This window comes from Vibrio marisflavi CECT 7928, assembly GCF_921294215.1.
GTDB lineage: Bacteria > Pseudomonadota > Gammaproteobacteria > Enterobacterales > Vibrionaceae > Vibrio > Vibrio marisflavi.
The window spans coordinates 2,238,907-2,251,431 of sequence record NZ_CAKLDM010000002.1 but is presented as its reverse complement, the minus strand read 5'-3'; the positions used below and the strand labels follow the sequence as shown (position 1 = coordinate 2,251,431).

The 12,525-nt window shown below is 43.5% G+C and carries 10 protein-coding genes; all 10 read left to right on the top strand.

Annotated elements, in window-relative coordinates; all coding sequences use genetic code 11:
- Positions 1-4 precede the first annotated feature (4 nt).
- The 10 genes from murE to ftsZ all read left to right on the top strand — a co-directional run bounded on the left by murE (position 5) and on the right by ftsZ (position 12,484).
- Complete coding sequence (gene murE / locus L7A31_RS17055; RefSeq protein ID WP_237362970.1) at positions 5-1,492, top strand: UDP-N-acetylmuramoyl-L-alanyl-D-glutamate--2,6-diaminopimelate ligase; 1,488 nt, start codon at positions 5-7, stop codon at positions 1,490-1,492.
- Entirely contained in the window at positions 1,489-2,850 is a 1,362-nt protein-coding gene (locus L7A31_RS17050; protein ID WP_237362969.1) for a UDP-N-acetylmuramoyl-tripeptide--D-alanyl-D-alanine ligase, read from the top strand. The genes murE and L7A31_RS17050 overlap by 4 nt, the downstream gene beginning before the upstream one ends.
- Positions 2,847-3,929 carry a phospho-N-acetylmuramoyl-pentapeptide-transferase gene (gene mraY / locus L7A31_RS17045; protein WP_237362968.1) on the top strand — a complete coding sequence of 361 codons (1,083 nt, stop codon included), beginning with the start codon at positions 2,847-2,849 and terminating at the stop codon, positions 3,927-3,929. The genes L7A31_RS17050 and mraY overlap by 4 nt, the downstream gene beginning before the upstream one ends.
- A gap of 12 nt (positions 3,930-3,941) precedes the next feature.
- Positions 3,942-5,282 (top strand): UDP-N-acetylmuramoyl-L-alanine--D-glutamate ligase, encoded by a 1,341-nt coding sequence (gene murD, locus L7A31_RS17040; protein WP_237362967.1) that lies wholly within the window; start codon positions 3,942-3,944, stop codon positions 5,280-5,282.
- 17 nt (positions 5,283-5,299) lie between these two features.
- The gene (gene ftsW, locus L7A31_RS17035; protein ID WP_237362966.1) at positions 5,300-6,499 is read left to right on the top strand and encodes a cell division protein FtsW; all 1,200 of its coding nucleotides are present in this window, start codon (positions 5,300-5,302) and stop codon (positions 6,497-6,499) included.
- Complete coding sequence (gene murG / locus L7A31_RS17030) at positions 6,486-7,547, top strand: undecaprenyldiphospho-muramoylpentapeptide beta-N-acetylglucosaminyltransferase (protein WP_237362965.1); 1,062 nt, start codon at positions 6,486-6,488, stop codon at positions 7,545-7,547. Before ftsW ends, murG begins: the two co-directional genes overlap by 14 nt.
- A gap of 12 nt (positions 7,548-7,559) precedes the next feature.
- Complete coding sequence (murC, locus tag L7A31_RS17025) at positions 7,560-9,032, top strand: UDP-N-acetylmuramate--L-alanine ligase (protein ID WP_237362964.1); 1,473 nt, start codon at positions 7,560-7,562, stop codon at positions 9,030-9,032.
- 169 nt (positions 9,033-9,201) lie between these two features.
- Positions 9,202-9,975 (top strand): cell division protein FtsQ/DivIB, encoded by a 774-nt coding sequence (locus L7A31_RS17020; RefSeq protein ID WP_237362963.1) that lies wholly within the window; start codon positions 9,202-9,204, stop codon positions 9,973-9,975.
- A gap of 1 nt (position 9,976) precedes the next feature.
- Positions 9,977-11,239: a cell division protein FtsA gene (ftsA, locus tag L7A31_RS17015; RefSeq protein ID WP_237362962.1), complete on the top strand. Its 1,263-nt coding sequence runs from the start codon at positions 9,977-9,979 to the stop codon at positions 11,237-11,239.
- 30 nt (positions 11,240-11,269) lie between these two features.
- Positions 11,270-12,484 (top strand): cell division protein FtsZ, encoded by a 1,215-nt coding sequence (gene ftsZ, locus L7A31_RS17010; protein WP_237362961.1) that lies wholly within the window; start codon positions 11,270-11,272, stop codon positions 12,482-12,484.
- Positions 12,485-12,525: the final 41 nt, after the last annotated feature.

Here is a 12,525-nt window from a genome sequence, read left to right as displayed (position 1 = left end):
AAATATGACGACAAAACACACCTTAGCAACGCTGCTTTCTCCTTGGGTAGATATCAAAGGTTTTCAATGCGCTGAGCTTGTAGTAGATAGCCTTCAGCTCGATAGCAGGGATGTATCAGAAGGCGATACATTTGTTGCAATCAACGGACATGAAGTTGACGGTCGACACTTCATTCTGTCGGCGATTCGAAATGGAGCAAAATGTATTGTTGCCGAAGCAGATGAGCACTCTACACATGCAAGCATCACTGATGTCGAAGGTATACCTGTCATATACATTGATAATTTATCTCAGCACTTATCTGAGCTATCGGCTCGACTTTATCCGCTGCAGAAATCTCGTTTAATCGCTGTAACTGGCACAAATGGTAAAACGACCATTACGCAAATTATTGCTCAGTGGTTAGAACTCGTAGGCACAAAAGCTGCAGTGATGGGCACAACAGGAAACGGGTTCTTATCTAACTTAAAGCCTGCTGTGAATACGACTGGCAGTGCTATCGAAATTCAGAAAACATTGTTTGAGTTGGAAAAACTAGGAGCTCAAGTTACAGCACTAGAAGTCTCCTCGCATGGTTTAGTGCAAAATCGAGTTAAGGCTACTGAATTTGAAGTTGGCGTATTCTCGAATCTTAGCCGGGATCATCTTGACTACCATCATACAATGGAAGAATACGCGAAAGCTAAGCAGTCTCTTTTTACTCAACATAAAACCAAGCGTGCAGTCATTAATGTAGATGATGAGGTTGGCAATAGTTGGCTACAAGATCTGCCAAATGCCTTAGCTATCTCTTTGCGGCCAATCAATAAGTACCAACGCGCGCTATGGGCGAGCAAAGTGAGCTACTCAACCAAAGGTATTGAGATTCAATTTGGTGGTGAATATGGCGATGGAATACTATCTGTACCGCTGATAGGCCAGTTTAATGCTTCAAACGTTATGTTGGCATTTGGCGCTTTACTGGAGCTTGGTGTTGATAAGGAAATGCTCATTCGCGAATCCAGCAAGTTGTCCCCAGTGATTGGTAGAATGGAACTATTTCAAGCTGCTGAAAAGGCAAAAGTTGTCGTCGATTATGCTCATACGCCAGATGCTTTGGAAAAAGCTCTGCAAGCGTTGAAAGTTCATTGTAATGGCAAACTTTGGGCAATATTTGGTTGTGGAGGTGATCGTGATACGGGTAAGCGCCCTATGATGGGAGAGATCGCAGAGCGACTTGCAGATAAAGTGATCGTCACAGATGATAACCCACGCGGTGAAAGCCCAGACATAATAGTGACAGATATTTTGCGTGGCATTAATACACCGAACGCCGTTTTGGTGGAACATGACAGGCTTCGCGCACTGGCTCATGCCATAGACAATGCAAGCTCTGAAGATATTATTTTACTAGCAGGGAAAGGTCACGAAGACTATCAGGTGATAGGGCAAGACACCGTTCACTATTCCGACAGAGAGTCTGCTCAAACTTTACTAGGACTCATTTCATGATAACAGTTTCACTTCAAACTCTAGCCCAAGTTCTTGATGCCAAGTTAATTGGTCAAGATACAGAGATCCACTCAGTTTCGACAGATACCAGAAATATTGAATCTGGCGCACTGTTTATTGCTCTCATTGGCGAGCGATTTGACGCTCATAACTTCTTAGATAAGGCCATCGATTCTGGTGCAAGCGCATTGTTAGTTTCGTCAGAGCAGATAGTTTCTGTACCTCAGCTTGTTGTTGATGACACAAAACTTGCGCTCGGAAAACTTGGCGCTTGGATACATCAACAATGTGAAACCAAAACTGCAGCAATCACGGGTAGTTGTGGTAAGACAACGGTTAAAGAAATGCTGAGTAGCATTTTGTCGCAAGTGGGCAAAGTGATGTATACGCAAGGTAACTTTAACAATGAAATTGGTGTCCCTCTAACGCTGTTACGTTCCACTCCAGAAGACAGATTTGCCGTTATTGAACTTGGGGCAAATCATGTTGGTGAGATCGCCTATACCACTCAGCTAGTTAAACCAGATGTTGCATTAGTCAATAATGTAGCAGAAGCACACCTAGAAGGGTTTGGTTCGATTGAAGGTGTCAAAATTGCCAAGGGCGAAATTTATCAAGGTCTGTCTGCTGGTGGCAGCGCCATCATCAATTTAGATAGTTGCGGTGAAGAGTTGTGGAGTGACGTACTGAAAGATAAAAAAGTGCGCACTTTTTCTGTAACTAACCCGCAAGCCGACTTTTTTGCTTCTTGCGTGATGATGAACTCAAAAGGCGAAGCCGACTTTGTTCTTCATACTCCAAGAGGCTCAGCTGAAGTGCAGTTGGGTATTGTAGGTGAACACAACATTGGCAATGCCTTAGCCGCTTCAGCCCTTGCGTTAGAAATGGATGTGAATATCGAAGATATTCAGGCTGGATTAGAGAATTTATCGAATGTAAAAGGTCGAGTGGAAGTTATCCAATTAACTGATAACATAACGCTCATTGATGATAGCTATAACGCTAGCGTACCCGCTATGAAAGCCGCCGCTGATCTACTCAACTGCTATTCAAACAAAAAGTGGTTGATCCTTGGCTATATGGCTGAGCTTGGCAGTGATAGTGAAAGTCTGCACAAAGAAGTAGCAGAACATGCTGCGCAATATGGTTTTGACCACGTATTAACGTTTGGTGATGAGGCAAAAGTAATTAGCCAACTCTGTCACGGAAATCACTTTGATAGCCATAACGACTTGATAAATTACGTAAATCATCATCTATCATTAGAAGAAAAACACCAACATACATTATTAGTCAAAGGTGCGAATAGCGCTCGAATGTTCGAAATTGCTGCGTCTTTGAAGGAGAAATATTCATGATTATTTGGCTAGCGCAGTTGTTACAGCCATACTTTTCTTTCTTTCGACTGTTTGAATACCTATCGTTCAGAGCTATCTTCAGTATCTTAACAGCATTGTCCTTATCCCTTTGGATGGGGCCAATTGTTATTCGACGCCTACAAAAACTGCAGATTGGTCAAGTTGTTCGCAACGACGGACCTGAATCTCATTTTAGTAAGCAGGGCACACCTACGATGGGTGGGATAATGATCCTAGCTTCCATCATTATCACTGTGTTGCTATGGACCGATCTTGCAAACCCTTATGTATGGGCCGTACTGGCTGTGTTAGCCGGATATGGTATCGTTGGTTTTGTTGATGATTACCGTAAAGTTGTGCACAAGAACACTGATGGTTTGATTGCAAGATGGAAGTACTTTTGGCAATCAGCTATTGCTCTAGTGGTTGCTTTTGCTTTGTACGTTCATGGTAAAGATACGGCTGCGACCCAACTTGTCGTACCATTCTTCAAAGACGTCATGCCTCAACTGGGCTTCCTGTATATTATCCTGACTTATTTCGTTATTGTCGGCACTAGTAATGCGGTGAACTTAACTGACGGCCTTGATGGACTCGCTATAATGCCAACGGTACTGGTATCGGCTGGCATGGCAGCAATTGCTTGGGCTACGGGTAACTTTAACTTCGCAAACTATCTGCATATCCCATATATCCCTCTCACGTCTGAGTTAGTGGTAGTGTGTACAGCTATGGTCGGTGCTGGCCTCGGGTTCTTATGGTTTAATACTTACCCAGCGCAAGTTTTCATGGGCGATGTTGGTTCACTGGCTCTCGGTGGTGCGCTCGGTACAATCGCAGTATTGGTTAGGCAGGAGTTTGTATTAGTCATTATGGGTGGTGTATTCGTAATGGAAACCGTATCTGTGATCTTGCAAGTTGGCTCATATAAGCTGCGTGGGCAAAGAATTTTCCGTATGGCTCCGATTCACCATCACTACGAACTAAAAGGATGGCCTGAACCACGCGTCATCGTGCGTTTTTGGATCATTTCCATTGTATTAGTTTTGATTGGTTTAGCGACTCTGAAAGTTCGATAGTAGGGTTGGATTGTGACAGAAGCAAATAAAGCAGATCCATGGCGAAATATCAGTAATGTTGTTGTCGTTGGGCTAGGTATTACTGGCCTATCAGTCGTTAATTTTCTATCCAGTCGCTCAAATGAATTGGATATAAAAGTTATCGACACCAGAGCGGAGCCTCCTGGCAGAGAACAGCTTTCTAGTTCAGTTGAATTATATTCTGGTGGCTGGAATCTAGATTGGTTGCTAAACGCAGATTTGATTGTTTTGAGTCCGGGCATTGCGTTAGCGACGCCTGAGATTCAGCAAGCCTTAAAAAACGGCTGCAAAGTTATTGGCGATATTGAGTTATTTGCTTGGCATGTTGATAAGCCAGTCATAGCGATAACTGGATCCAATGGTAAAAGTACAGTTACGGATCTGACTGGAGTCATAGCGAAAGCTTGTGGAGTGAATGTTGGTGTCGGTGGCAATATCGGTGTTCCTGCTCTAGATCTTTTGCAAAACGATCACGATCTTTACGTTTTAGAACTATCAAGCTTTCAGCTTGAAACAACATCAAGTCTTCACACTGCTGCTTCTGCTTTTTTAAATCTTTCTGAAGATCACATGGATCGCTATGACTCTATGGAAGATTATCGTCAAGCCAAACTGAGAATTTTCGATAATGCCAATTGTTGTGTAGTGAATACTTGCGATGCTGCCACATACCCAAGCAAAGAATTGGGTTTGGAATTGGTTGAATTTGGCCTACACAGCAGTGCTCAGTATGGTGTGGTGGTTGACCAAGATAAAGAGTATTTGGCTGTAAACGGTGTGCCTCTGGTTTCAATTGAGGAGCTGTCCTTGGTTGGTCGTCACAATGTAGCTAACGCTTTGGTTTGTCTCGCGTTGCTGGAACAAGTTGGCGTTGATTATAGGCAGGGATTTGATGCGCTTAAATCTTACAATGGTTTGACGCATCGTTGTCAGGTAGTGGCAGACAAAAAAGGTATAAAGTGGATTAACGATTCTAAGGCGACAAATGTCGCTAGCACAGCAGCGGCATTGGCTGGCCTGAATTGTAAAGGAACACTTTACTTGCTGGTCGGTGGAGAAGGTAAAGGTGCGGATTTTTCCGAGCTTGGCGAACATTTATCGGCAATAAATGTAAAACTTTGCTGCTTTGGAAAAGATGGCAACCAGTTTCTCCCTTTGCATTCTTCAGCTGAGTTGTTTGATACGATTGGAGATGTAATTGAAGCGTTAACCCCGTCATTACGTAGAAATGATATGGTTATGCTATCGCCAGCATGTGCCAGCTTCGATCAATTTAAGAACTTTATGGCTCGTGGTGAGGCATTTACCGAGCTAGCTCAGAGATACGCTTAACAAGGTTGTTATCAAATATGCAAATAAAGGGTTCAGCAATTAGTGCTAAGCAATGGCTCGTCAAGCCGTCAGCTGAAGCGTTATTTGATAGACAGTTAGTGTGGATCTCTTTAGGTTTAATGGTTTTTGGCCTTATTATGGTCACTTCCGCTTCTTTTCCCGTGAGTACAAGGCTAACGGGACAACCTTTTTACTTTATGACAAGACACGCGATATTTTTGCTTTTATCGCTTGGCGTAGCTTCTGTCGTATTGCAAATTCCAACTGAGAAATGGCTTAGATACAGTTCTTGGTTACTTGCCATTTCATTTTTCATGCTCATTGTGGTGTTGATTGGTGGGCGTTCTGTCAATGGTGCATCACGCTGGATTCCGCTGGGTTTCTTTAACCTGCAACCTGCCGAAGTATCCAAGTTATCGCTGTTCATCTTCATGGCTGGTTATTTGGTTCGTAAGCAGAGCGAAGTTAGGGAAACCTTTTTTGGCGGATTTATGAAGCCGATAATGGTGTTTGGTGCACTTGCAGTGCTTTTACTGGGGCAGCCAGATTTAGGAACTGTGATTGTAATGCTGGTTACCTTGTTTGGTATGTTATTTATCGCAGGTGCTAAGCTCTCTCAATTCATCGCTTTAATGATGGCGGGTGTAGCTGCGGTTGTCGGTCTTATATTAGCCGAGCCATATCGTATTCGCCGAGTAACCTCATTTATGGACCCTTGGCAAGACCCATTTGGTAGCGGTTATCAGTTAACTCAATCACTTATTGCGTTTGGCCGAGGTGGTTGGTTTGGCCAAGGGCTAGGAAACTCGATTCAAAAGTTAGAATATTTGCCAGAAGCTCATACTGACTTTGTATTTGCTGTAATTGCGGAAGAGCTTGGTATTGTTGGCGTCGTATTGGTATTAATGCTGATCTTTAGCTTAGTTTTCAAAGCAATAATGATCGGTAAGAGAGCTTTTGAAGAAGGGCAAAATTTCGGTGGTTATTTAGCGATAGGCATCGGTATTTGGTTTGCCTTTCAGACACTAGTTAATGTAGGGGCAGCCGCTGGAATAATGCCAACAAAGGGACTTACGTTGCCTTTGATTAGTTACGGCGGATCGAGCCTTGTAGTGATGTCGGTCGCAGTAGCGATTTTGTTGCGAATTGATTACGAGTACCGATTGAAAAAACGAAATGACAAATTAGTGGAACAAAACACTGATGACAAAGAATAAAAGATTAATGGTGATGGCCGGAGGTACGGGCGGACATATATTCCCGGGACTGGCTGTCGCCAAAAAATTGCAGCAGCAAGGCTGGGAAATCCGTTGGTTAGGGACGTCTGATCGAATGGAAGCAGAGCTTGTACCTCAGCATAGAATAGAAATTGACTTCATTAAAGTCAAAGGGCTAAGAGGTAAAGGGCCACTACGTTTGCTTGGCGCACCATTTCAAATTGCCAATGCAGTTATGCAAGCTAGAAAACATATGAAAAAGTGGCAACCAGATGCTGTGTTAGGCATGGGAGGGTATGTTAGTGGACCGGGAGGCGTGGCAGCTCGTACACTTGGAATCCCAGTTGTGCTGCACGAGCAAAATGCTGTAGCAGGTCTAACTAATCGCTGGTTGTCAAAAATTGCCAACAAAGTATTCCAAGCTTTCCCAGGCGCTTTTCCTACTGCTGAAGTCGTTGGAAATCCAGTACGAGAAGATGTGGTGGCTTTACCTGTACCAAATGAAAGATTCAAAGATAGGCAAGGACCTATTCGTATATTGGTGATGGGTGGAAGCCAAGGTGCTCGGATTTTAAACCAGACTCTACCAAGTGTAATGGCAAGTCTAGGTGATGGATTTGAGATTTTTCACCAAGCTGGAAAAGGTAGTAAAGATACTGTCCTAGAGGCCTACCAAGCAAATAATGTGCAAGGCGCATCTGTTGTCGAGTTTATTAGTGACGTAGCAGAATCTTATGCTTGGGCGGATCTAATAATATGCCGATCAGGTGCTTTGACAGTATCCGAAGTTGCAGCCGCTGGTATAGGTGCTATATTCGTCCCCTTTATGCATAAAGATAGGCAACAAGCTCTCAATGCTGAGCAGTTAATTGAGTGTTCAGCAGCGAAAATGATCGAGCAACCGGAACTTAGCGCTGAAAGGTTAATCAAGGAAATACAGCAGCTTGATCGGGAAAGTTTGTTAGATATGGCGAACAAAGCCAGAGAAATTGCCAAGGTTAATGCCGATAGTGTGGTAGCTGAGGCTATTGCCGCTACAGCAAATTAACGAGATAGATAAATGACTGTTAAACATACGCAAAATTTAGCTCGAATTCGAGCAGTTGTTCCTGAGATGCGCAGAGTGGAATGCATCCACTTTATTGGCATTGGTGGTGCGGGAATGAGTGGTATTGCCGAAGTCTTGCTAAATGAAGGCTATAAAATAACGGGTTCAGACATTGCTCACAATATGGTCACTGAGCGTTTAGAGAGTAAAGGTGCCAATGTTTATATCGGGCATCAAAAATCCAATATAGAACAAGCGAGTGTGGTGGTGGTTTCCACTGCAATCAATGAAGAAAACCCGGAAATTGTCGCCGCGCGTGAGCTGCGTATTCCTGTTGTTCGACGTGCAGAAATGCTAGCGGAGCTAATGAGATTTAGACACGGCATTGCTGTTGCTGGTACGCATGGAAAGACGACTACAACGGCGTTAGTGACTCAGATTTACTCAGAAGCGAACCTAGATCCTACGTTTGTTAATGGTGGTTTAGTAAAAAGCGCAGGAACGAACGCGCGTTTGGGGTCTAGCAGAATCCTGATCGCAGAAGCTGATGAAAGTGACGCGTCGTTTTTACACCTTCAGCCTATGGTTAGTATTGTAACCAATATTGAAGCTGACCACATGGATACCTACGGTGGAGATTTTGAGACTCTGAAGCAAACGTTCATCGATTTCTTACACAACCTTCCTTTTTATGGGCAGGCAATTTTGTGTGTTGATGATCCTGTTGTCCGCGAGCTCATCCCTCAAGTAAGTCGTCAAGTCATCACATATGGTTTTTCTGATGATGCTGATGTCAGGATTGAAAATTACCGCCAAGAACGCCAACAAGGTAAGTTTACTGTTGTACGTAAAGGTAAAGAGAGCTTATCCATTACTTTAAATATTCCAGGGCGTCACAATGCCTTGAATGCAGCAGCAGCGATTGCGGTTGCTACTGAAGATGATATTGCCGATGAAGCCATCTTAAAAGCAATGGAAAACACCCAAGGTACTGGTAGGCGCTTTGAACACCTGGGTGAATTTGATACAGGCAATGGCAAGGCCATGCTTGTTGATGATTATGGACATCATCCTACAGAAGTTGATGTGACTATCAAAGCCGCGAGAAATGGTTGGAAAGACAAACGTTTAGTTATGGTTTTTCAACCTCATCGTTATAGTCGTACTAGGGATCTCTACGATGATTTTGCGAATGTACTTGATCAAGTAGACGTACTTATTATGTTGGATGTCTATGCGGCAGGTGAAAAGCCAATTTCTGGTGCAGATGGTAGAGCGTTGTGCCGTACTATTCGTGGAAGAGGTAAGCTAGATCCGATTTTTGTTCCTGATAGCAAGACGTTACCATCAATTTTGGCTAATGTTTTACAAGATGGTGATTTAGTATTAACTCAAGGTGCGGGTGATGTTGGCAAAGTAGCAAGGCTTCTTGAATCTCTTGAGCTGAATATCAGTAAGATGCAGAGCGCATATAAGCCGGATTGATGCTGTGATCTATCTAACTAAATAGTGAATTTAACGTGTAATTTTGACGTTTTCATTGTTTGATAACTTTGACTTCCTCAGTATAATTCGAAAGTTACGGTAAATTGTCTTTCGAAACGGTTTTTATAAGAGAAAGAAATTTTATTAGTGAGTGCAGGGATAACGGATTTTGGATGAGAGTGCTTCAGATAAAAGCCCGAAAGTATCAAAATATCCATTTTTAAGAGAGCACGCTGCCGGCATTAGCTTTTTGTTAGTGGTGTTACTGTTAATCGGTTTTTTCTTGTACACAACGGTGTCTTGGATGTGGGACGAACAACGTTTACCACTGTCAAAGATGGTCATTCAGGGAGATCTGCACCACGTAACTACAGAAGATGTTCAGCATTCTCTAGCTAAATTGGGGCATTTGGGTACATTCATGTCTCAAGACGTGGATTCATTGCAGCAGGCAATGCTAACGATACCTTGGGTGGCTCATGCTTCAATTCGTAAGCAATGGCCTGATACTATTAATGTTTTTTTAACTGAGTATCATGCAGAAGCGATTTGGAATGGCAATGAGCTTCTGAACAAGCAAGGGCAAATATTTAACGGAGATATAGGCCAGTTGCAGGGAAGTCGAGTAAAACTCTATGGGCCGAAAGGCACCAATGAGCAAGTCCTGGAGTTATGGGAGCAAATTAATCCAGAATTTCACCAGCTCGGGCTAAATATTAGCTCAGTGGTTCTCAATGAGCGTGGAGCTTGGCAGATTATCCTTGGCAATGGCGTTAGGTTAGAGCTGGGGAAAGATGCTCTGCATGAACGAATTGCTCGATTCATCTCTTTGTATAAGCAATTAGGAACTAAAGCAGACAAAGTCAGTTACGTCGATCTTAGATATGATACGGGAGCCGCTGTGGGATGGCTTTCAGACGAAGAATCAAAGCAAGAGAGTTAAAATGACAAAATCCTCTGACGACAACTTAATTGTTGGTCTAGATATCGGGACTGCAACCGTATCAGCTTTGGTAGGTGAACTTTTACCAGATGGTCAAATTAACATAATAGGTGCAGGAACCAGCCCATCTAGAGGCATGGATAAAGGCGGAGTTAACGACCTAGAATCAGTTGTTAAATCTGTGCAAAGAGCTATTGATCAAGCTGAGCTCATGGCAGAATGCCAAATCAGTAGCGTCTTTATTTCCCTTTCTGGTCGACACATCGCTAGTCGAATTGAGAAAGGGATGGGAACAATCTCTGATGAAGAGGTGTCCCAAGAGGATATGGATCGCGCGATACACACCGCAAAATCAATAAAAATCGGTGACGAGCAGCGAATATTACATGTTATTCCTCAGGAATTTACTATTGACTACCAAGAAGGGATAAAGAATCCGCTTGGTTTGTCCGGTGTACGTATGGAAGTTAGCGTACATCTCATTTCTTGCCATAATGATATGGCAAGGAATATTATCAAGGCAGTGGAGCGTTGCGGTCTAAAGGTAGAGCAGATAGTCTACTCGGGTCTGGCGGCTAGCAATGCGGTTATTACTGAAGACGAAAGAGAGCTTGGCGTTTGCGTGGTTGATATCGGTGCAGGAACAATGGATGTTTCTATCTGGACAGGAGGAGCTCTCCGTCACACTGAAGTATTCTCTTATGCCGGAAACGCAGTAACAAGTGACATTGCTTTTGCCTTCGGAACACCTGTCAGCGATGCAGAGGAAATCAAAGTTAAATACGGATGTGCTCTCAGTGAATTGGTCAGTAAAGATGACGCAGTTAACGTTCCTAGCGTTGGCGGGCGTCCTTCGCGCAGTTTACAGCGACAAACCCTGTCAGAAGTGATTGAACCTCGCTACACTGAATTAATGGGGTTAGTCAATCAAACGATTGATACTGTCCAAGAGAAATTGAGAGAAGAAGGTATCAAGCATCATTTAGCGGCTGGTGTAGTGCTTACAGGCGGCGCTGCTCAGATCGAAGGTTTGATCGAATGCGCGGAACGGGTATTTCGCAATCAAGTACGAGTGGGAAAACCGCTAGAGGTTAGTGGTCTCACAGATTATGTAAAAGAGCCGTATCATTCTACGGCTGTTGGTTTACTTCATTATGCAAAAGATGGTCAAGTTATTGACGACTCAGAATACAGAGAGCCAAAGAGGCAAGCTGTATCGAGTCTGTTTGGCCGCGTGCGTAATTGGATACAAAAAGAGTTTTAACCTGATAAGCAGGAAAAACGGAGATAACACATGTTTGAACCGATGATGGAAATGTCTGACGATGCTGTAATTAAAGTCGTTGGAGTAGGTGGCGGCGGTGGTAACGCTGTTGAACACATGGTGCGTGAATCTATCGAAGGCGTAGAATTCATTAGTGTTAATACGGATGCGCAAGCGCTTCGTAAAACTAGCGTTAATAGTGTCATTCAAATTGGTGGTGATATCACTAAAGGCCTTGGTGCCGGAGCAAACCCACAAGTAGGACGCGACGCTGCATTAGAAGACAAAGATAGAATTAAAGAAGTTCTCACTGGTGCCGATATGGTATTTATAGCAGCCGGTATGGGTGGGGGAACTGGAACTGGTGCTGCTCCTGTCATTGCAGAAGTAGCAAAAGAACTAGGCGTCCTAACGGTGGCTGTGGTAACTAAGCCGTTTAGCTTTGAAGGAAAAAAACGCTTAGCTTTTGCCGAGCAAGGTATTGAAGAGTTATCGAAGCATGTGGACTCGTTGATTACGATTCCAAATGAGAAGTTGTTAAAAGTACTAGGCCGAGGGGTAACGTTATTAGAAGCATTTGCTAGTGCTAATGACGTTCTTAAAAATGCCGTACAAGGTATTGCAGAATTGATTACTCGCCCAGGTATGATTAACGTCGACTTTGCCGATGTAAGAACTGTTATGTCTGAAATGGGTCACGCTATGATGGGAAGCGGTATTTCCAAAGGCGAAGACAGAGCGGAAGAAGCAGCTGAAACTGCTATCTCTAGCCCACTTCTAGAAGATATTGATCTTGCTGGTGCGCGCGGTGTTCTTGTCAATATTACTGCTGGTTTGGATATGCGTCTTGATGAATTTGAGACTGTGGGCAATACTGTAAAAGCATTTGCTTCTGATAACGCAACGGTAGTAATCGGTACATCATTGGATCCAGACATGTCTGAGGAAATCCGTGTAACCGTAGTTGCTACAGGTATCGGAAACGAAAGAAAACCAGATATTACGCTAGTTGCCGGTGGCAAGAGCAAACCAGCTCAACCCCAGCAACAAGTTATTACCCCGCAATCTTCGGTAAAAGTGGAAGAAAAGCCGGCACAACCTTTGCAGGGAAATAATCAGGTGACTCCACAGCCGTCAACGACAGCGACGTCTTCGACATCAAGCAGTCAGAATACGGCCCCTAAGACAGAAAAAGAGAGTGGATACCTAGATATTCCAGCATTTTTACGTCGCCAGGCTGATTAAATATTAAACATAATTTGACACTGTTCAAAATTATGGTAGGA